We start from the raw sequence: 18,912 nt of genomic DNA on the forward strand, positions 1-18,912 counted from the left end.
TCGTCTACTGTACCTGCAAGGTGAGCCAGCCTTTGAGGCGGCGGAACAGTTGCTCCTGCTCGACCTCAGGGTTGCCCGGCAGGGCCTTGAGGGCGATCTGTGTGTAGCGCGCCTTACCCTCGCGGCGTGCATCACGCTGGCGGGCGATGGCGGCCTGGCGGGCGGCCAGGTCATCCTTGTAGTAGAAATCACCGCTGGGCAGGTCCAGTTGGCTGAGCAACGCCTGCAGGGTAAGTGTTTCTGCGGGGACGTCCTGAGCCGAGATCAGTACCAGTTGAGTGATGTCCTTGGCGTCCTGGCGCTCCACCAGGTAGCGGCTGGCCCAGTAGGCGCCGCTGCGCTGGCCCAGCAGTACGATGCGCGGTGCCTGTTGCGCGCGGGCAAAGGCCAGGGCAGCATCCAGACGCGCCAGCCGGCGGTCCGCCGGTAGCTGTTGCGGCGTTGCGGGGGGCGTGACAGCCTGGCTGGTCTCGGTCTCGGTCTCGGTCTCGGTCTCGGTCTCGGTCTCGGTCTCGGTCTCGGTCTCGGTCTCGGTCTCGGTCTCGGTCTCGGTCTCGGTCTCGGTCTCGGTCTCGGTCTCGGTCTCGGTCTCGGTCTCGGTCTCGGTCTCGCTGGCCTGCTCGGCGGGCGGCGTTTGCTCGCTGCTTGTCGTTGCGGGGGGCGGCGCAAGAGGCAGTACGGCGGCCGGGAGTGGCGCTGGCTGGGGATCCGGCAGGCTCAGGCTCAGGGTATGCCAGCCGGCTTCCGGCAGCTTGCGGCGCAGCGGGCCAATGGCTTGTGGCCAGTCGGCACTTTCACCATCGCCAGGCAGCAGGATGACCAGGCCGGCTGCCTCGGCCTGATTAGCGGGTTGCCAGAGGGCCAGGAAGGTTTCATCTCCCGCCTGCAGAGACTGCTGCTCTGTCTCGGGCAGGCGAACCTGCAGGGTCTGCTGAACCAGTTCGCTGGCTTCCGGGAGTGGCGGGCGTGCCGCTACGCTGCTGGGGGTGTCGCTTGCCTGGCTGTCGCCGGTGCTTTCAGCGGTGTTGCTGGGCTCCTCGGCCTGCGCGGGGTGCAGGGCGAGGATCAGGGCCAGGGGGATCAGGCGTTTCAGGTTCATGGGCATCTCGCTACTAGCCGATCGCGGTGGATACTTGGCAGCCTAATCGCAGACCGGGCGTTTGTCAGGTGCGACCCGCGACAAACAGGGTGCTCGCGTTATACGCGCTGCCAGGCAGGTCGTCGGGCGGGTACAATGCGCGCTTACCGTGATTTGCCGAGGTGCCGCATGCAGCCGTTCGCCATTGCCCCGTCCATTCTCTCTGCCGATTTCGCCCGTCTGGGCGAAGAGGTCGACAAGGTGCTTGCCGCTGGCGCCGACATCGTGCACTTCGATGTGATGGACAACCACTATGTGCCCAACCTGACCATCGGTCCGATGGTCTGCGCGGCGTTGCGCAAGTACGGCATCAGCGCGCCGATCGATGCGCACCTGATGGTCAAACCGGTGGATCGCATCATCGGCGACTTCATCGAGGCGGGCGCATCCTACATCACCTTCCACCCGGAAGCCTCGGAGCACATCGACCGTTCGCTGCAACTGATCCGTGACGGCGGCTGCAAGGCCGGTCTGGTGTTCAACCCAGCTACCCCGCTGGATGTGCTCAAGTACGTGATGGACAAGGTCGATATGATCCTGCTGATGAGCGTCAACCCCGGTTTCGGCGGGCAGAAGTTCATCCCCGGCACCCTCGACAAGCTGCGTGAAGCCCGCGCGCTGATCGATGCCAGTGGCCGTGAGATTCGCCTGGAGATCGACGGCGGCGTCAATGTGCAGAATATCCGCGCGATTGCCGAGGCGGGCGCGGATACCTTCGTCGCCGGTTCGGCCATCTTCAACCAGCCGGACTATAAAACCGTGATCGACGCCATGCGTAGCGAGCTGGCTCAGGTGCGCGGGTGAACGCATTGCGCCAGCTGTTCGCCGGCGAGCTGCCGCGCCTGGTGATGTTCGACCTGGACGGCACCCTGCTGGATTCGGTGCCGGATTTGGCAGCGGCCATCGACCGGATGTTGCTGCAGCTGGGACGTGCGCCGGCAGGGGTAGGCAAGGTGCGCGACTGGGTGGGCAATGGCTCCAGGGTGCTGGTGCGTCGCGCCCTGGCCGATGGTTTGGAGCATGCGCTGATCAGCGAAGAACAGGCGGCGCCGGCCCACCAGCTGTTCCTCGCTGCCTATGCCGATTGTCATGCGTTAAGCACGGTCTATCCGGGCGTGCGCGAATGCCTCGACTGGCTTGCCGCGCAAGGCATTGCGCTGGCGCTGGTCACCAACAAGCCGGAGCGCTTTGTGGCACCCTTGCTGGAAGAAAAAGGCCTGGCCGGTTACTTCCGCTGGATACTGGGTGGCGACAGCCTGCCGGTGCAGAAACCTGATCCGGCCGCGCTTAACTGGGTGCTGGAAAAGGCCGGCGTAGCGGCGAGCCAGGCACTGTTTGTCGGCGACTCGCGTAATGATGTGCTGGCCGCCCGGGCTGCCGGTGTGCCCTGCGTGGCGGTGAGCTATGGCTACAACCACGGCCGGCCGATTGCCGAGGAACAGCCCGCCCTGCTGCTGGATGACCTGCGCCAGTTGGTTGCTTCGTCGACGGTGCTGGGTTAGTGTGATTGGCAACTTTCAAGCCCGCCTGCAGAGATCGGATCGTGGTGGTTACCCGCAAACAGTGGATGCATGTCCTCAAGGCTCTGGCCCGCTGGCGCTGGCGCGCCTGATACATGCCCGCCGGCTGGCCCGGCCTGCTTGCTAACGACTGAAATACCCTCACGCCACGAGGCTGATCATGACCCGCGAAGAATTCCTGCGTTTGGCCGCTGCCGGCTACAACCGCATTCCCATGGCCCTGGAAACCCTGGGCGATTTCGACACGCCGCTGTCGATTTACCTGAAGCTCGCCGATGCGCCCAACTCCTACCTGCTCGAATCGGTGCAGGGCGGCGAGAAATGGGGGCGCTATTCGATCATCGGCCTGCCGGCGCGTACCGTATTGCGCGTGCATGGCCACCAGGTAACGGTGAGTGTCGACGGCCAGATCGTCGAACAGCTCGACAGTGACGATCCGCTGGCCTTTGTCGAGCAGTTCAAGGCGCGTTACCAGGTGCCGAGCATCGAGGGCTTGCCGCGTTTCAATGGTGGCCTGGTCGGTTATTTTGGCTACGACAGCCTGCGCTATGTGGAGCGCAAGCTGGCCGCCGTCAGCAAGCCGGATCCTTTGGCTACTCCGGATATCCTGCTGATGGTGTCCGATGCCGTGGTGGTCTTCGACAACCTGTCGGGCAAGCTGTACGCCATCGTGCTGGTCGACCCGACACAGGTCGATGCTTTCGAACGTGGCCAGGCGCAGTTGCGCGAGTTGCTGAACAAGCTGCGTCAACCGATCACTCCGCGTCTGGGTGTGGACCTGAGCAAGCCTGCGGGCCAGGAGCCGGACTTCATCTCCAGCTTCAAGCGCGACGACTACGAGGCGGCAGTGGCGGCCATCAAGGAGTACATCCTGGCTGGCGACTGCATGCAGGTGGTGATCTCCCAGCGCATGTCGATCCCGTTCCGTGCCGCGCCCATCGATCTGTATCGCGCGCTGCGCTGCATCAACCCGACGCCCTACATGTACTTCTTCAATTTCGGCGACTTCCATGTGGTCGGTTCGTCGCCGGAGGTGCTGGTACGCGTCGAGGACAGCCTGGTCACCGTGCGTCCGATCGCCGGCACCCGCCCACGTGGCGCGAGCGAAGAGGCCGATATCGAGCTTGAGCAGGATCTGCTGTCCGACGCCAAGGAGATCGCCGAGCACCTGATGCTGATCGACCTGGGGCGTAATGATGTCGGACGGGTTTCCGCGACCGGCAGTGTGCGGCTGACCGAGAAAATGGTCATCGAACGCTATTCCAACGTCATGCACATCGTTTCCAACGTGACCGGGCAGCTCAAGGCCGGCCTCTCGGCGATGGATGCCCTGCGCGCCATCCTGCCGGCCGGCACCCTGTCCGGTGCGCCCAAGGTGCGCGCCATGGAAATCATCGATGAACTGGAGCCGGTCAAGCGTGGCGTGTACGGCGGTGCCGTAGGCTACTGGGCGTGGAACGGCAACATGGATACGGCCATTGCCATTCGTACCGCGGTGATCAAGGACGGTGAGCTGCACGTGCAGGCCGGCGCCGGCATCGTTGCCGACTCGCAGCCGGCCCTGGAATGGGAAGAGACCCTGAACAAGCGCCGCGCCATGTTCCGCGCGGTCAGCCTCGCCGAACAGTCCGTAGAGTAAGGGGCTCCACCATGCTGCTGATGATCGACAACTACGACTCCTTTACCTACAACGTGGTGCAGTACCTGGGCGAGCTGGGTGCCGACGTGCAGGTGATCCGCAATGACGAACTGACGGTCGCCGAGATCGAGGCGCTGCAGCCCGAGCGCATCGTGGTCTCGCCCGGCCCGTGCACGCCGAGCGAGGCCGGTGTGTCCATCGAGGCCATTTTGCACTTTGCCGGCAAGCTGCCGATCCTCGGCGTGTGCCTGGGCCATCAGAGCATCGGCCAGGCCTTCGGCGGCGACGTGGTGCGCGCGCGCCAGGTGATGCACGGCAAGACCAGTCCGGTGTTTCACGCCGATCAGGGGGTGTTCGCCGGCCTGAACAATCCGCTGACCGTGACCCGCTATCATTCCCTGGTAGTCAAGCGCGAAACCTTGCCGGACTGCCTGGAAATGACCGCCTGGACCCAGCATGCCGACGGCTCGGTCGACGAGATCATGGGGCTGCGCCACAAGACCCTGAACATCGAGGGCGTGCAGTTCCATCCAGAGTCCATCCTCACCGAGCAGGGCCATGAGCTGTTCGCCAACTTCCTCAAACAACAGGGTGGGGTGCGTCGATGAATATCAGGGAAGCCCTCAATCGGGTCGTCAATCATCTGGACCTGACTACCGAGGAAATGCAGTCGGTCATGCGCGAGATCATGACCGGGCAGTGCACCGATGCGCAGATCGGCGCGTTTCTTATGGGCTTGCGCATGAAGAGCGAAAGCATCGATGAGATCGTCGGTGCTGCCACGGTCATGCGCGAGCTGGCTGCTCCCGTGGCGGTCAATGCCGAGCGCCTGGTCGATACCTGCGGGACCGGTGGCGATGGCATGAATATCTTCAATGTCTCCACCGCGGCGGCCTTCGTGGTCGCTGCGGCAGGCGGCAAGGTGGCCAAGCATGGTAATCGTGCGGTCTCCGGCAAGAGCGGCAGTGCCGACCTGCTGGAGGCGGCCGGGGTGCACCTGGAACTGACGCCGGCGCAGGTTGCGCGCTGTATCGAGGCGGTCGGGGTAGGCTTCATGTTTGCGCCGGCCCACCACGGTGCGATGAAGCACGCCATCGGTCCGCGGCGCGAGATGGGCCTGCGGACGATCTTCAACATGCTGGGGCCGATGACCAATCCGGCGGGTGTGCGTCATCAGGTGCTGGGTGTGTTCAGCCAGGCGCTGTGCCTGCCGCTGGCGCAGGTACTGCAGCGCCTGGGCAGTGAGCATGTACTGGTGGTGCATGCGCAGGATGGTCTCGACGAGATCAGCCTGGCGGCGCCGACCTTTGTCGCCGAGTTGCAGGGCGGGCAGATTCGTGAGTACCGCATCCAGCCGGAAGACTTTGGCATCAAGAGCCAGAGCCTGATTGGTCTGGATGTCGCGGACGCCCGGCAATCGCTGGCGCTGATCCAGGACGCGCTGGGCAAGCAGTCGAGCGAGAATGCGCGTAAGGCCGCCGACATGATCGTGCTCAACGCCGGAGCGGCACTCTATGCGGCCGACCAGGCGAACAGCCTGGCTGAAGGTGTTGCGCTGGCGCAGGATGCGTTGAGCAGTGGCCTGGCGCGGGAAAAGCTGGCCGAGCTGGTGTCCTTTACCACCGTCTGCAAACTGGAGAATCAGCCATGAGTGTGCCAACGGTGTTGGAGAAGATCATCGCCCGCAAGGTCGAGGAAGTCGCCGAGCGGAGTGCGCGTGTCAGTCTGGCAGAGCTGGAAGGGCTGGCCCGACATGCCGATGCGCCGCGTGGCTTTGCCCATGCCTTGCTGGAACAGGCGGCGCGCAAGCAGCCGGCGGTGATCGCTGAGGTGAAGAAGGCTTCGCCGAGCAAGGGCGTTCTGCGCGAGCATTTTGTCCCGGCCGAAATTGCCCGCAGCTATGCGGCGGGTGGGGCGACCTGCCTGTCGGTACTGACCGACGTCGATTTCTTTCAGGGCAGCGATGCCTATTTGCGCGAGGCGCGCGCGGCGTGCCAGTTGCCGGTAATCCGCAAGGATTTCATGATCGATCCCTACCAGATCGTCGAGGCGCGCGCCCTGGCTGCAGACTGTGTGCTGTTGATTGTTTCCGCGCTGAGTGACGCGCAGATGGCCGAGTTGGCCGCGACGGCCCGCCAGTTCGATCTCGATGTGCTGGTTGAAGTGCATGATGGCGATGAGCTGGAGCGTGCCCTGAAAACCCTGGATACGCCGTTGCTAGGCATCAATAACCGCAACCTGCACAGTTTTGAGGTCAGCCTGGAAACCACTCTGGACTTGTTGCCACGCATTCCGCGCGATCGTCTGGTGGTGACTGAGAGTGGCATCCTCAACCGTGCTGACGTCGAGCTGATGGAAGTGAGCGAGGTGTATGCCTTCCTCGTCGGTGAGGCGTTCATGCGCGCCGATGATCCGGGTAGCGAGTTGCAGCGCTTGTTCTTTCCGGAAAAGTCCCGTCCGGCACTCTCGGCCGACCCTGAGTAATGCATGCGCCCTAACGGACAAGCCCGCCATTTGGCGGGCTTGTCCGTTAGGGTTGGCGGTGCTCAGCGAGTACCGAATACCACCATGGTCTTGCCCTTGACGTGGACCAGCCCCTGCTCTTCGAGGGACTTGAGTACCCGGCCGACCATTTCCCGTGAACAACCGACGATGCGACCAATTTCCTGGCGAGTGATCTTGATCTGCATGCCGTCAGGATGGGTCATCGCATCGGGCTGCTTGCACAAGTCGAGCAGGGTGCGCGCTACACGTCCGGTGACATCGAGAAATGCCAGGTCGCCAACCTTGCGGGTCGTCTTGCGCAGGCGCTCGGCCATCTGGCTGCCGAGGGTCAGCAGAATATCCGGATCTTGCAGGGTGATATCGCGGAATTTGCTGTAGCTGATCTCGGCCACTTCGCATTCGCTCTTGGCGCGCACCCAGGCGCTGCGCTCCTGCTCCTGACCCTCTTTATCGAACAGGCCCATTTCACCGAAGAAGTCGCCGGCATTGAGATAGCCGATGATCATCTCGCGTCCTTCGTCATCCTCGATCAGGATGGTGACCGAACCTTTGATGATGAAAAACAGCGAGTCGCAGCGATCGCCGGCATAGATGATGGTGCTTTTCGCCGTGTAACGCCGACGCTGGCAGTGCGCCAGAATCTTGTCGAGATTTTTGATCTTTGGTGTAAGGGTGATAGCTACCATGCCCAAGTCCCGGAAAAAAAAGGTAAGCCCTGATCCAACGGGCGACTACTTATAAAAGGGATGGCTTAACACTCGAGCCTGACAACGCAGTCTCTACCGACATCCACTTGGCTTTTTTATTTTTCTGCTTATTCCGACAAGTTTGCCACTTATCTTCTTTGAGCTTAACAGACGCAAGCTATCTCACCACCCATTTTGCGACCCAGTCAACAGCCTGGGGGCCGCGCGGCCTCTGGCTTGCAGCCTGGAGTGGCCTGGAAGGCGTATCGCCCTGTGCTAAACTGCCGCACTTTTTAGTGGAGGGCGGTGCATGAAGGCGCGTATTCAATGGGCTGGCGAAGCTCTGTTTCTCGGCGAATCCGGCAGTGGCCATGCGCTGGTCATGGACGGTCCGCCAGAAGCGGGTGGGCGCAACCTGGGCGTGCGCCCCATGGAAATGATCCTGCTCGGCCTTGGCGGCTGCAGTAACTACGATGTGGTGAGCATCCTGCGCAAGTCGCGTCAGCCTGTGGAAAGCTGCGAAGCCTTTGTTGAGGCAGAGCGTGCCGATGAGGACCCCAAGGTGTTCACCAAGATCCACCTGCACTTCGTGGTCAAGGGGCGCGGGCTCAAGGAGGCGCAGGTCAAGCGTGCTGTCGAGCTGTCTGCGGAAAAATACTGTTCGGCTTCGATCATGCTCGGTCGTGCAGGCGTTGCCATCAGCCACGATTACGAGATCATCGAGCTGGGCTAAGCGTGGCGTCAGGCTATCGGTCAGCAGGCAGAAGGGCGCCGGGTGGGCGCCCTTCGTACGTTTACGGCAGGTCTTATAGGCGGTATGTGCTCTTGGTCATGACCTTGGACAGCAGGGTCATGCCGAATTTGACCGGTGCAGGGAAACGCAGGCCGCCGGCTTCCAGGGCTGTGGTGGCGTGCTGTAGTTCGTCTTCGCGCATCTGTTCAAGAATGGCACGGGACTTGTGATCCTGTTCGGGCAGCTGGGCCAGGTGTTCATCCAGGTGCTTGACGACCTGGTCTTCGGTGGCCGCGACGAAGCCCAGGCTGACCTTGTCGCTGATCAGTCCGGCCACCGCTCCCACCCCGAATGACAGGCCGTAGAACAGCGGGTTGAGCAGGCTGGGACGGCCACCCAATTCGCGAATGCGTTGTTCGCACCAGGCCAGATGATCGATTTCCTCTTCGGCAGCATGCTCCATGGCCTGGCGGACTTCCGGTAGTCGGGCGGTCAGTGCCTGGCCTTGATAAAGCGCCTGGGCACACACCTCGCCGGTATGGTTGATACGCATCAGGCCGCTGACATGCCGCGCGCTTTCGGCCGGCAGGCTGCATTCTTCCTGTAGATTGGCCGGCGAGGGGCGGTACGGTTGGCCGCTGAACGGCAGCAGGGTTCGCAGGGCGGCGTCGGTCTGCAGCAGCAGACGATCGACCGCAGAATAATGGCGCTCGCTGACCATGACTATTGCTCCGCTGGATGACCCGACTAGTCTACCCGATCAACCTTTTGCCGGTCTGCAGCTTGCACTGGGCATGCCGCCGGGTGACGATCGCGCGAGCTGGCCTGGGACTGAACTTGACAAGGAGTGCGGGTGAAAAACGATATTCATGATTTGGGTTTGGTACTGGATTCACGGGTCAAGCTGATCCTCATCGAGTCCTGGGACGAGCGGCGCGTGCTGCAAACCCTCAGTGGTCTGGCCGTGCGTCGTGGCCTAGGGATGTATTGCTGGTCGGTTAGCGAGGGTTTGCAACACTTGGGCTTTGGCGGTGAAGCGCTGCCCGATAGTGAGGACCCCGTGGCCGCGCTGCGTTTGGTCAAGGCGGATCGCCAGCATCACCTGTACGTGTTTTGTGATCTGCACGCGCACTTGGCGGACAATCCGTTACTGGTGCGCCTGCTCAAGGATGTTGCCTTGGCTGAGGAGCTCCACAAGCCGACGCTGGTGCTGGTCTCGCATGCCTTCAAGTTGCCAGCCGAAGTCCAACGGCTGGCGGCGCGTTTCAACCTGGCGTTGCCGAGCGAGGATGAGCTGTTGGCCCTCGTGCGTGAAGAAGCGCAGCGCTGGAGTGAGCAGAATCGCAATGCGCGTGTGCGGACTGATAATCGCACACTGCAGCAGGTGGTCAAGAATCTGCGTGGCCTCAGTCATGCGGAAGCCCGAGCGTTGGCGCGCAACCTGATTGTCGATGATGGTGCGATTACCCAGGATGATCTGCCTGAGCTCAACCGCACCAAGTTCCAGTTGCTGGATATGGAGGGTGTGCTGAGTTTCGAGTCGGAGACTGCACGCTTCGCCGAAGTCGGCGGGCTGGGCAACCTGAAGCGCTGGCTGGGTGAGCGCCAGCAAGCTTTCTTGCAGGGCGGCATGGCCGACTCGCCACGTGGCATGTTGCTGGTGGGGGTGCAGGGCGGTGGCAAGAGCCTGGCGGCCAAGGCCGTAGCCGGTTTGTGGGGGCTGCCCCTGCTGCGTCTGGATTTTGCCTGCCTGTATAACAAGTTCTTCGGTGAAACCGAGCGTAATCTACGTGAAGCACTGAAGCTGGCCGAGCAAATGGCGCCCTGCGTGCTGTGGATGGACGAGATTGAAAAAGGCCTGGCGACCGGTGACCACGATAGCGGGGTCAGCCAGCGGGTGCTGGGTACCCTGTTGACCTGGATGGCTGAACGCAAGGTACCGGTATTCGTGGTGGCAACCGCCAACGCCATCCACAAACTGCCGCCTGAATTGGTGCGCAAGGGGCGTTTTGACGAGCTGTTCTTTGTCGACCTGCCTACGCCTGCTGTGCGTGGAGAGATCTTTGCCATTCACTTGCGGCGTCGAGAACTGGACGTCGAGGCGTTCGACTTGGCGGCCCTGTCGCAGGCCAGTGACGGATTTTCGGGGGCGGAAATCGAGCAGGCGGTGGTCAGTGCGCTGTATGCGGCACAGGCTCGCCAGGTGGCGGTCGACCAGGCCCTGTTGCTGGGCGAGCTACACAGCAGCGTGCCGTTGTCGGTGTTGATGGCAGAAGATATCCAGCGTCTGCGCCATTGGGCCCAGGAGCGCTGTGTGAATGCCGAATAGCCGGGCTGGCGGTGTCGCGCTCCGCGACACCGCCAGGTAGCTTATTCGAGGCCGGCCAGTACGCCGATGCCGCCGGCGATGATCAGCGCAATGATGGCGATGACGATGACGGCCAGCCAGATACCGGCCAGCACTTTGACTGCCGTGCTGTTGGGCGGCGGCGGCGGGGCATAGCGGTTGGCGCCCGCCGTGCCTGGAATCAGCATCATCAGCAGCGGGAACACACTGCCGACAAACGGCACCAGGTTGAGGAGAAACAGCCAGCCTGACCAGCCGATGTCGTGCAGACGCTGTACACCGATCTGCACACTCACCACCAGCAGGGCAATTACTGCAACGGCGCCGAGCAGGAAACCGAGGACTTCCGAAAGCGCGAAGGCACCCGCTACCACGGCAAACACCGGCAGCATGGCGAAGGCCAGAACCATCGACCAGGCCAGGTAACGCAGGCGCCCGATCCGGCCACTAATGGTGAACGGGCGTAGTTCGCAGAACTCCGGCAGCGTCTCGCCCACCGCAGCTTGTGGCGTAGCATAAGGAGAGGGCGTGGCTGTCGGGCTGGCGCTTTGTGTCAACTGTGCCTGGCGAGCCAGGAATTTCTCAATAACGATGCCGCAGGCGCTGCAATCGATGGCTTTCGTCTGCTCATGGCCGCATTTCGGACAGGTCATGCGCTCCTCGGTGCCAGGCTCCTGAGGGGCGTTGGGGTCGGGATGGTCTTCGGTAGCGACCAGGCTCAGGCTGGCGCCCAGGTCTTCCTGTTTACTGACCTTGGCGCCTGCGCGTTGCAAGGCACCCAGGTACTTGTCTGCTTCGCTACTGTCGAGGTCGCGCTTGATTTCCACAGGGCGGCCGCTGAACAGGTGAGCAATCTTGCTGGGATCGGTTTTAAACAGGTTGGCGATATTTTCGCGAACCTGTTCGAGGGCATGGCCGGGCATGAGCTCGCCGGCAAAGACTATCTTGAAGCGGGGGTCATTCATGCTCGCGTCCTTGTGGGCTGAAGAGCGGGGAAAACGCTAGCCTAAGTGAGGCAACCGGGCAGAACAAGCATTCCTGTAAGCGCAAATGGGCGAGTTGTGCGCCCTACCACAGCTCAGGTGCGTGGCCAGTGTTGGCCCAGTTGCTGGCTGTGTTTCAAGCCTGCCAGATATTCATCGCGCAGGCGGCTGACCAAGCCGGCTACGTCGGGTAGATCGTTTATATCGCCTGCGCCCTGGCCGGCTGACCAGACGGTTTTCCAGGCCTTGGCCTCTTCGTCCATGGGTTTGAGCTTTTCGCCGTAATTGATGTCGCCCTTGTCTTGTAGTCGCTTGAGGTCATAGCCGGCAGCTTCCAGGCTCTGACGCATGAAGCTGGCGGGTACGCCGGAGACGGCTGGGGTATGGATGATGTCTGCTGCCTGGGCCTGCAGGAGCATCTGTTTGTAGGCTGTGCTGGCCTGGCTTTCTGTGGTGGCGATCAGGCGGGTGCCCATATAGGCCAAGTCTGCTCCCAGCAGTTGTGCGGCGAGAATCTGCTGGCCATGGTTAATACAGCCGGCCAGGAGCACGGTCTTGCTGAAGAACTGGCGAATTTCCGCCAGTAGGGCCAGCGGGCTCCAGGTGCCGGCATGGCCGCCTGCGCCTGCCGCCACGGCGATGAGGCCGTCGACACCGGCTTCGGCAGCTTTTTCGGCGTGACGCCGTGTGGTGACATCATGAAAGACCAGGCCGCCATAGCTATGCACGGCGTCTACCACTTCCCTGACCGCGCCCAGGCTGGTGATGACGATCGGCACGCGCTTGGCGACGCAGATCGCCAGGTCGGCCTGCAGGCGTGGATTGCTGGGGTGGACGATAAGGTTGACGGCGTAGGGCGCGGCGTCCTCATGGAGGTTTGCGCGGATTTCATCCAGCCAGTCGCTGAAGCCGCTGCTCTCGCGCTGGTTGAGTGCCGGAAAGCTGCCGACTATGCCTTGATTGCAGCAGGCACTTACCAGGCCGGGGCCGGAAACTAGAAACATCGGAGCGGCTACCAGCGGGAGGCGCAGACGTTGTTCAAACAGGGCGGGAAGGCTCATGACGGACTCCTTGGCGAATCAGAAGGGCTTGACTACCACCAGGATGACGATGGCCAGCAGAAACAACACCGGGACTTCATTGAACCAGCGGAAAAAAACGTGACCATGGTCATTCTGGCCAGCCGCGAAGCGGCGTAGCAAGCGGCCGCATTGCAGGTGGTAGGCGATCAGTAACACGACCAGGCTGAGTTTGGCGTGCAACCAGCCCATCTGCAGCCAGGCGGGATTGAGGTGCAGCAGCCAGAGGCCGAACACCAGGGTGGCGATCAGTGATGGGTTCATGATGCCGCGGTACAGCTTGCGCTCCATGATCACGAAACGTTCCTGGCTGAGGGTGTCATCGCTCATGGCGTGGTAGACGAACAGGCGCGGCAGGTAGAACAGGCCGGCGAACCAGCAGACGATAGCGATGATGTGCAGGGCTTTGATCCACAAGTACAGCATGATGACTTTCCAACGACTGAGGTACTGCAGCCATAGTAGAGGTTTGCCGACGTTGACGTACAGCGAGGGGCTCTTGCTATATCGGCATTGCAAGCTTGGTTGACGCGCCTGACGGCTTTATCATCGGCAGCCTTTGTAGCTGCGGGCAGGTTGGGAGCGAGCCATGATCAAGGTGGGGATTGTCGGTGGGACCGGATATACCGGCGTGGAGTTGCTGCGTTTGCTGGCGCAGCATCCACAGGCACAGGTAGCGGTGATTACCTCGCGCTCGGAGGCGGGGCTCAGCGTGGCTGATCTTTACCCCAATCTGCGCGGGCACTACGACGAGCTGCGTTTCAGTGTGCCGGATGTGGCGACCCTGGGGGCTTGTGATGTGGTGTTCTTTGCTACGCCGCATGGTGTCGCGCATGCCTTGGCTGGCGAGCTGCTGGCTGCAGGCACGCGTGTTATCGACCTGTCTGCGGATTTTCGGCTGCGTGACGCGGATGAGTGGAGCCGCTGGTATGGTCAGCCGCATGGTGCTGTCGAGCTGCTGGACGAAGCAGTCTATGGCTTACCTGAGGTCAATCGCCAGGCTATCCGCAGTGCCCGTTTGATTGCCGTGCCTGGCTGTTATCCGACGGCTACCCAGTTGGGACTGATTCCGTTACTTGAGGCAGGCCTCGCCGATACGCAGACCTTGATTGCCAACTGTGCGTCAGGGGTCAGTGGTGCCGGGCGCGGTGCCAGTGTCGGGTCGTTGCTGTGCGAGGCTGGGGAAAGTATGAAAGCCTATGCAGTCAAGGGGCATCGCCACCTGCCGGAGATTCGCCAGGGCCTGCGACAGGCGGCGGGAGCTGAGGTGGGCCTGACGTTCGTGCCGCATCTGGCGCCGATGATCCGCGGCATTCATGCCACCCTGTATGCGCGGGTGAGTGACCGATCTGTCGATTTGCAGCAGCTTTTTGAACAGCGCTATGCCAATGAGCCGTTTGTCGATGTCATGCCGGCTGGTAGCCATCCAGAAACGCGTAGTGTGCGCGGGGCCAATGTCTGCCGCATTGCCGTGCACCGTCCGCAGGAGGGCGATCTGGTGGTGGTGTTGGCGGCTATCGATAACCTGGTCAAAGGTGCTTCTGGGCAGGCCGTGCAGAACATGAATATTCTGTTTGGTCTGGATGAGCGTCTAGGGCTGAATCACGCAGCCTTGCTGCCCTGATTTGCAAGGGCTTAGTTGACCGTTTTTGTCGGGTAAGCGGATAATGCTTGCCTGACAGCGCTATAGCGGCCAAGAGCCGGGAGATTTGCACGATGAGCGTCGAAACCTTTACTCCAGCCCCTATGCAATTCACCGAAGGGGCCGCACGCAAGGTCAAGACCTTGGTGGAGGAGGAGGGCAATCCGCGCCTGAAGTTGCGTGTGTTCGTGACGGGCGGCGGCTGCTCGGGCTTTCAATATGGCTTTACTTTCGACGAGGATCTGGCAGAAGACGATACCGTGATTGAGCGCGAAGGCGTCAGTCTGGTTGTCGATGCCATGAGCTTCCAGTACCTGGTAGGCTCCGAGGTGGATTATCAGGAAGGCCTGGAAGGCTCTCGCTTCGTGATCAATAACCCCAACGCGACAACCACCTGTGGTTGCGGGTCTTCCTTCTCCATTTGATTGTCGGTGCTGGGCTGTGGTGTTTCAGGCTGGATAAATCGCGCCGAGCACTCGCAAGCCGCTTGCGCCGGTGACCGCTGGGCGGTTTGCTGGAATACCCTGTAGGCAGCAATGCGCCAACCAGGCAAAGGCCATGGCTTCCATCCAGTCTGGATCGACGCCCAGTGCACTGCTGCTTAATACCTCGATACCTGGCAAAAGCTCGCCTAGGCGTGCGTGCAGAGCGTGGTTGTGCGCGCCGCCACCACATAGCAGCAGCTGTTGGCAGTCTTTGAGTGTGTCGAGTAGGGCTCTGGCGCAACTTTGCGCGGTAAGCTCCAGAAGCGTGGCTTGCACGTCTGTGGTCGATACCTCGGGAAAAGCGGACAGCAGGCGGTCCAGCCAGTTCAGGTTGAATAGCTCGCGCCCGGTGCTCTTGGGGCCTTGCTGCTGAAAAAATGGCTCGGCGAGCATGCGTTGCAGCAGTTGCTGATGCACCTTGCCGCTGGCCGCCCAGGCGCCTTGGGCATCATAGGGTAGTTGATGATGTCGCTGAATCCAGGCATCCATGAGTACATTGCCGGGGCCGCAGTCGAAGCCGCGAGTTGCTTGCTCAGGAGCAAGCAGGCTGAGATTGCTGAATCCGCCGACGTTGAGCAATGCCCGTGATTGTTCGGGGTGGGCAAACAGTAGTTCATGAAAGGCCGGCACGAGGGGAGCGCCCTGACCACCGGCAGCGACATCGCGACGGCGAAAGTCGCTGACTACGGTGATGCCGGTCAGTTCGGCCAGCAGAGCGGGGTTGCCGATTTGCCAGGTGTAACCTGCCCCAGGCTCGTGGCGTACGGTCTGCCCGTGGCTGCCGATGGCGCGAATATCGCTTGCGTCCAGATGCAGGTCTGTCAGTAACTGATTGATGGCATTGGCTGCAAGATGCACCCATTGCTGCTCTGCCAAGGCGACACGGGCTAGTTCATTGTGGCCTGGTTGGCAAAGCTCCAGAAGCTCCTGCCGGAGTGTGCCTGGCAGGCTGGCACAGAAGGCATCACGCAACGTCCAGTTGCCGGCTTGCAGCTCGACTAGGGCGATGTCCAGTCCGTCCAGGCTGGTGCCGGACATCACGCCTATATAGAGCATCAGCGGGATTCGCGATTCAAGGCCAGCATGCTGTTGCGTTCCTGATCAAGCAGTGCCATCAACGGTTTGCTTTGTTGCAGGAAGCGTTGCTTCTCGTTGGCGGCAATGGGGTCGGCCATGGGAAGTTTCTGGCTCAGGGGATCGACATGCACGCCGTTGACCTGGAACTCATAATGCAAATGTGGTCCGGTGGACAGGCCGGTGGTGCCCACGTAGCCGATCACTTGACCCTGCTTGACCAGACTGCCGTTACGAATCCCCTTGGCAAAGTTGTGCATGTGCGCATAGAGCGTCTTGTAACGGTTGCCGTGCTGGATGATTACTGTGTTGCCATAGCCGCCATGGCGCCCAGCCAAGGTGACGCGGCCATCGCCTGTGGCTTTGATCGGAGTGCCTCGAGGCGCTGCGTAGTCAACACCTTTGTGTGCGCGAATTTTGTTGAGTACGGGGTGTCTACGCCCAGTGGAAAAGCGCGAGCTGATACGGGCAAAGTCTACGGGAGTGCGGATAAACGCCTTGCGCATGCTGGTGCCGTCGGCACGATAGTAGCTGAGTAGGCCTTGCTTGTTTACGTAACGTACGGCGCTGTAGGTTTTGCCACGGTTGGTGAAGCGTGCGGCGAGGATATTGCCGCTACCCACGACCTTGTCGGCGACAAACTTCTCTTCGTAAACCAGTTCGAATTCGTCGCCTTCGCGTAGATCCAGCGCGAAGTCGATGTCATAGCCAAATACGTTGGCCAGATCCATGGTCAATCGATGCGACAGCCCAGCTTTCTTGGCGCTGCCGAACAGGGAGCTATCAATGTTGCCGCGAGCGTAGCGGGTGCGAGTTTCTGGCTTGATGAGGTCACGTTTGAAGCTGAAGCCTTTGCCATTATTGGTCAGGCTGATGCTTTCCAGGTCGCTAAGTTTGGAGTGCAGCGAGCTCAGCTCACCCTGCTCATCAAGGCGAAACTCCAATACCTGACCGACTTTCAGGCGTGTGAACTGGCGCGCTTCCTTGCTGCTGGCCAGCGCTGCATGCAATACGGAAGCGCCCAAGCCGACTTGGGTGAACACCGTAGAGAGCGTGTCGCCATTCGCTACGGTGATTCGCTGCAAGCCTTTATCCAGTGTTGCTTCCGTGCTCTTGCCCTCATCAACTTGGGCAAAAGGCGATTTGGCCGGGCGAATGTCTTCTGCATCCTCATCCTGGCGATAGTCGCCGGATAGCTCGAGGTCGAGATCCAGGAAGGTCTTCTTGGCCTCTACGTCCTGGGTTGGAAACACCAGCAGGGCCAGGCTCAGCATGGCTGCTATGCCGCTAGCAGCCATCAGGTGGCTCTTGGGGTAGCGTGCCGCTTTAGGGGTCACTTGGGTCATGGCGTGTGGTGTTTTTAGAAGAATAGTGAACTAACTGTATAAAATATAACCAAAAGAAGCTTCGGGCAACCCTGAAAGTCTTTCTGGCTCTTACAGGCGCAAAACTTGTATTTAGTCAGCGATCTTGTAAGGTTGGTTCCCTTTTGTTTTCAGGTGCTTTCGGGGTTTTTCATGAAGTCGGTAGAGGAGCAGCTGGCGCTCATCAAGCGTGGCGCAGAAGAGGTTCTGGTTGAGGCTGAGCTGGTTGAGAAGCTCAAGCGCGGGCAGCCTCTGCGTATTAAGGCAGGTTTTGATCCTACGGCGCCGGACTTGCATCTGGGGCATACCGTACTCATTAACAAGCTGCGCCAGTTCCAGGAGTTGGGGCATCAGGTGATCTTCCTGATTGGCGACTTCACCGGAATGATTGGTGACCCCAGCGGCAAAAGTGCCACGCGTCCGCCCCTGACGCGTGAGCAGGTGCTGGAGAACGCTGAAACCTACAAGCAGCAAGTGTTCAAGATTCTCGATCCGGCTAAAACTGAAGTGGCGTTCAACTCCATGTGGATGGATCAGTTGCGTCCGCAGGAATTTATCCGCCTGGCTTCCCAGTACACGGTGGCGCGTATGCTGGAGCGCGACGATTTCGACAAGCGTTATAAGGGCAGTCAGCCGATTGCCATACACGAGTTTCTCTATCCGTTGGTTCAGGGCTATGACTCGGTTGCTCTGCGTGCGGATGTTGAGCTGGGCGGTACGGATCAGAAGTTCAATCTGCTCATGGGGCGAGAGCTGCAGCGTGCGTATGGGCAGGAGTCGCAATGCATCGTCACTATGCCCTTGCTGGAGGGCTTGGATGGCGTGAAGAAAATGTCCAAGTCGCTGGGTAACTATATAGGCATTCAGGAAAGTCCCGGCGTCATGTACGGCAAGCTGGTATCCATGCCTGACTCGCTGATGTGGCGGTACTTTGAGTTGTTGAGTTTTCGCTCGCTTGAGGAGATTGAGCAGTTCAAGCGTGATGTGGCTGCTGGGGCCAATCCGCGGGATATCAAGATTAAGCTGGCGGAAGAGCTGGTTGCTCGCTTCCATGGTCAGGAAGCTGCAGCCACTGCGCATCGGGCTGCCGGGAATCGCATGAAATATGGTGAGCTGCCGGATGACTTGCCGGAGGTGGAGCTGCAGGCCGAGGCGGATATGCCGATCGCGGCTGTTTTGAATAGAGCGGGTCTGGTGAAGAACTCTGCGGTGGCGCGTGACTTGCTGAACTCTGGCGGTGTGCGGGTTGACGGTGAAGTGGTGGGGCGCGAGTTCATGTTTGTGCTGGGTGCTGAGCATGTCTGTCAGGCTGGCAAGAAGGCATTTGCGCATATTCGCTTGAATAAGCAGTAAATGCTTGACCTGCGGGCTGAGCTGCCTATAATTCGCCGCTCTTGCAATGCCGGGCTTACATAAAAAGTCTTTTTAATCAAAGGCTTAGGTAGATAAAAGGCTTGCAAGAGCGGTGCGATTCTGTAGAATGCGCCGGGTCGGCAGGGCTGAGGCGCTGTTGATGAATGAGATGCTTGACAGTGTTTTCGGATGCTGTAATATGCGCCTCCCGCTGATCGGAAGCCCTGCTTCGGTTCAGCTAAGCGGTTGAGAAGAAACGAAAAATTCTTCAAAAACAGCTTGACAGATTTAAGGGCTGCTTTAGAATGCGCGGCCTCGGTTGAGACGAAAGACTTGATCGAAACGCTCTTTAACAAATTGAATC

General features: G+C 60.7%; 19 protein-coding genes. 11 read left to right on the forward strand and 8 right to left on the reverse strand.

Translation table 11 applies throughout. The annotated features are described in order from the left end of the window. Positions 1–4: 4 nt before the first annotated feature. Positions 5–1,099 (reverse strand): DUF3530 family protein, encoded by a 1,095-nt coding sequence (locus tag CW360_RS16010; RefSeq protein ID WP_101194381.1) that lies wholly within the window; start codon positions 1,097–1,099, stop codon positions 5–7. A 168-nt stretch (positions 1,100–1,267) separates the two neighbouring features. Between CW360_RS16010 and rpe the strand changes: the two genes are divergently transcribed. The 6 genes from rpe (at position 1,268) to trpC (ending at position 6,781) form a co-directional block, all read left to right on the forward strand. Continuing rightward, positions 1,268–1,942, forward strand: coding sequence for a ribulose-phosphate 3-epimerase (rpe, locus tag CW360_RS16015; RefSeq protein ID WP_101194382.1), 675 nt, complete (start codon positions 1,268–1,270; stop codon positions 1,940–1,942). Further along, positions 1,939–2,640: a phosphoglycolate phosphatase gene (locus CW360_RS16020; protein WP_101194383.1), complete on the forward strand. Its 702-nt coding sequence runs from the start codon at positions 1,939–1,941 to the stop codon at positions 2,638–2,640. Before rpe ends, CW360_RS16020 begins: the two co-directional genes overlap by 4 nt. A gap of 178 nt (positions 2,641–2,818) precedes the next feature. Next, positions 2,819–4,297 (forward strand): anthranilate synthase component I, encoded by a 1,479-nt coding sequence (gene trpE / locus CW360_RS16025; protein ID WP_101194384.1) that lies wholly within the window; start codon positions 2,819–2,821, stop codon positions 4,295–4,297. Positions 4,298–4,308: 11 nt separating this feature from the next. Further along, the gene (locus tag CW360_RS16030; RefSeq protein WP_093985369.1) at positions 4,309–4,905 is read left to right on the forward strand and encodes an aminodeoxychorismate/anthranilate synthase component II; all 597 of its coding nucleotides are present in this window, start codon (positions 4,309–4,311) and stop codon (positions 4,903–4,905) included. Further along, a complete protein-coding gene (gene trpD / locus CW360_RS16035) occupies positions 4,902–5,948 on the forward strand; it encodes an anthranilate phosphoribosyltransferase (protein ID WP_101194385.1) in 1,047 nt (348 codons plus the stop codon). Before CW360_RS16030 ends, trpD begins: the two co-directional genes overlap by 4 nt. Further along, on the forward strand, positions 5,945–6,781 hold the full coding sequence (gene trpC / locus CW360_RS16040; protein ID WP_101194386.1) for an indole-3-glycerol phosphate synthase TrpC: 837 nt from the start codon (positions 5,945–5,947) through the stop codon (positions 6,779–6,781). Before trpD ends, trpC begins: the two co-directional genes overlap by 4 nt. Before the next feature lie 62 nt (positions 6,782–6,843). Here the strand turns inward: trpC and crp are convergent, their stop codons facing one another. Next, a complete protein-coding gene (gene crp / locus CW360_RS16045) occupies positions 6,844–7,488 on the reverse strand; it encodes a cAMP-activated global transcriptional regulator CRP (protein WP_093985364.1) in 645 nt (214 codons plus the stop codon). 310 nt (positions 7,489–7,798) lie between these two features. On the opposite strand from crp, the gene CW360_RS16050 reads away from it, so the two are divergent. Next, positions 7,799–8,221 (forward strand): OsmC family protein, encoded by a 423-nt coding sequence (locus CW360_RS16050; protein WP_093985363.1) that lies wholly within the window; start codon positions 7,799–7,801, stop codon positions 8,219–8,221. A 73-nt stretch (positions 8,222–8,294) separates the two neighbouring features. Here CW360_RS16050 and coq7 read toward each other — a convergent pair whose 3' ends face one another. After that, positions 8,295–8,942, reverse strand: a complete 648-nt coding sequence (coq7, locus tag CW360_RS16055) for a 2-polyprenyl-3-methyl-6-methoxy-1,4-benzoquinone monooxygenase (protein WP_093985362.1) — start codon at positions 8,940–8,942, stop codon at positions 8,295–8,297. A 132-nt stretch (positions 8,943–9,074) separates the two neighbouring features. Between coq7 and CW360_RS16060 the strand changes: the two genes are divergently transcribed. Next, positions 9,075–10,550 carry an AAA family ATPase gene (locus CW360_RS16060; protein WP_093985361.1) on the forward strand — a complete coding sequence of 492 codons (1,476 nt, stop codon included), beginning with the start codon at positions 9,075–9,077 and terminating at the stop codon, positions 10,548–10,550. 41 nt (positions 10,551–10,591) lie between these two features. Here the strand turns inward: CW360_RS16060 and CW360_RS16065 are convergent, their stop codons facing one another. The 3 genes from CW360_RS16065 to hemJ form a co-directional block, all read right to left on the reverse strand. Beyond that, positions 10,592–11,533, reverse strand: coding sequence for a DUF805 domain-containing protein (locus CW360_RS16065; RefSeq protein ID WP_101194387.1), 942 nt, complete (start codon positions 11,531–11,533; stop codon positions 10,592–10,594). 113 nt (positions 11,534–11,646) lie between these two features. Continuing rightward, complete coding sequence (locus tag CW360_RS16070; protein ID WP_101194388.1) at positions 11,647–12,612, reverse strand: NAD(P)H-dependent flavin oxidoreductase; 966 nt, start codon at positions 12,610–12,612, stop codon at positions 11,647–11,649. 18 nt (positions 12,613–12,630) lie between these two features. Continuing rightward, entirely contained in the window at positions 12,631–13,056 is a 426-nt protein-coding gene (hemJ, locus tag CW360_RS16075; RefSeq protein ID WP_101194389.1) for a protoporphyrinogen oxidase HemJ, read from the reverse strand. A gap of 163 nt (positions 13,057–13,219) precedes the next feature. On the opposite strand from hemJ, the gene argC reads away from it, so the two are divergent. Both argC and erpA read left to right on the forward strand, forming a co-directional pair. Next, positions 13,220–14,254 (forward strand): N-acetyl-gamma-glutamyl-phosphate reductase, encoded by a 1,035-nt coding sequence (gene argC / locus CW360_RS16080; protein WP_101194390.1) that lies wholly within the window; start codon positions 13,220–13,222, stop codon positions 14,252–14,254. A 92-nt stretch (positions 14,255–14,346) separates the two neighbouring features. Continuing rightward, the gene (gene erpA, locus CW360_RS16085; RefSeq protein ID WP_093985356.1) at positions 14,347–14,697 is read left to right on the forward strand and encodes an iron-sulfur cluster insertion protein ErpA; all 351 of its coding nucleotides are present in this window, start codon (positions 14,347–14,349) and stop codon (positions 14,695–14,697) included. A gap of 24 nt (positions 14,698–14,721) precedes the next feature. Here erpA and CW360_RS16090 read toward each other — a convergent pair whose 3' ends face one another. Together CW360_RS16090 and CW360_RS16095 are read right to left on the reverse strand one after the other, a co-directional pair. Continuing rightward, positions 14,722–15,816, reverse strand: a complete 1,095-nt coding sequence (locus CW360_RS16090) for an anhydro-N-acetylmuramic acid kinase (protein WP_101194391.1) — start codon at positions 15,814–15,816, stop codon at positions 14,722–14,724. Then, positions 15,813–17,177: a peptidoglycan DD-metalloendopeptidase family protein gene (locus CW360_RS16095; protein WP_101194392.1), complete on the reverse strand. Its 1,365-nt coding sequence runs from the start codon at positions 17,175–17,177 to the stop codon at positions 15,813–15,815. Before CW360_RS16095 ends, CW360_RS16090 begins: the two co-directional genes overlap by 4 nt. 171 nt (positions 17,178–17,348) lie before the next feature. Between CW360_RS16095 and tyrS the strand changes: the two genes are divergently transcribed. Beyond that, positions 17,349–18,548 carry a tyrosine--tRNA ligase gene (gene tyrS, locus CW360_RS16100; protein WP_101194393.1) on the forward strand — a complete coding sequence of 400 codons (1,200 nt, stop codon included), beginning with the start codon at positions 17,349–17,351 and terminating at the stop codon, positions 18,546–18,548. The last annotated feature ends 364 nt before the right edge of the window (positions 18,549–18,912 follow it).

Origin of the sequence: Pseudomonas fluvialis (genome assembly GCF_002835605.1) — a bacterium.
In the GTDB taxonomy this organism is placed as follows: Bacteria; Pseudomonadota; Gammaproteobacteria; order Pseudomonadales; family Pseudomonadaceae; genus Aquipseudomonas; species Aquipseudomonas fluvialis.

Bases quoted from the DNA above. Each gene is read 5' to 3' on its own strand.
- trpE (WP_101194384.1), top strand. From the start codon at position 2,819: ATGACCCGCGAAGAATTCCTGCGTTTGGCCGCTGCCGGCTACAACCGC.
- argC (WP_101194390.1), top strand. From the start codon at position 13,220: ATGATCAAGGTGGGGATTGTCGGTGGGACCGGATATACCGGCGTGGAG.
- CW360_RS16030 (WP_093985369.1), top strand. From the start codon at position 4,309: ATGCTGCTGATGATCGACAACTACGACTCCTTTACCTACAACGTGGTG.
- erpA (WP_093985356.1), top strand. From the start codon at position 14,347: ATGAGCGTCGAAACCTTTACTCCAGCCCCTATGCAATTCACCGAAGGG.
- CW360_RS16070 (WP_101194388.1), bottom strand. From the start codon at position 12,612: ATGAGCCTTCCCGCCCTGTTTGAACAACGTCTGCGCCTCCCGCTGGTA.
- CW360_RS16095 (WP_101194392.1), bottom strand. From the start codon at position 17,177: ATGACCCAAGTGACCCCTAAAGCGGCACGCTACCCCAAGAGCCACCTG.
- coq7 (WP_093985362.1), bottom strand. From the start codon at position 8,942: ATGGTCAGCGAGCGCCATTATTCTGCGGTCGATCGTCTGCTGCTGCAG.
- CW360_RS16065 (WP_101194387.1), bottom strand. From the start codon at position 11,533: ATGAATGACCCCCGCTTCAAGATAGTCTTTGCCGGCGAGCTCATGCCC.
- tyrS (WP_101194393.1), top strand. From the start codon at position 17,349: ATGAAGTCGGTAGAGGAGCAGCTGGCGCTCATCAAGCGTGGCGCAGAA.
- CW360_RS16050 (WP_093985363.1), top strand. From the start codon at position 7,799: ATGAAGGCGCGTATTCAATGGGCTGGCGAAGCTCTGTTTCTCGGCGAA.
- trpD (WP_101194385.1), top strand. From the start codon at position 4,902: ATGAATATCAGGGAAGCCCTCAATCGGGTCGTCAATCATCTGGACCTG.
- trpC (WP_101194386.1), top strand. From the start codon at position 5,945: ATGAGTGTGCCAACGGTGTTGGAGAAGATCATCGCCCGCAAGGTCGAG.
- CW360_RS16010 (WP_101194381.1), bottom strand. From the start codon at position 1,099: ATGAACCTGAAACGCCTGATCCCCCTGGCCCTGATCCTCGCCCTGCAC.
- crp (WP_093985364.1), bottom strand. From the start codon at position 7,488: ATGGTAGCTATCACCCTTACACCAAAGATCAAAAATCTCGACAAGATT.
- hemJ (WP_101194389.1), bottom strand. From the start codon at position 13,056: ATGCTGTACTTGTGGATCAAAGCCCTGCACATCATCGCTATCGTCTGC.
- rpe (WP_101194382.1), top strand. From the start codon at position 1,268: ATGCAGCCGTTCGCCATTGCCCCGTCCATTCTCTCTGCCGATTTCGCC.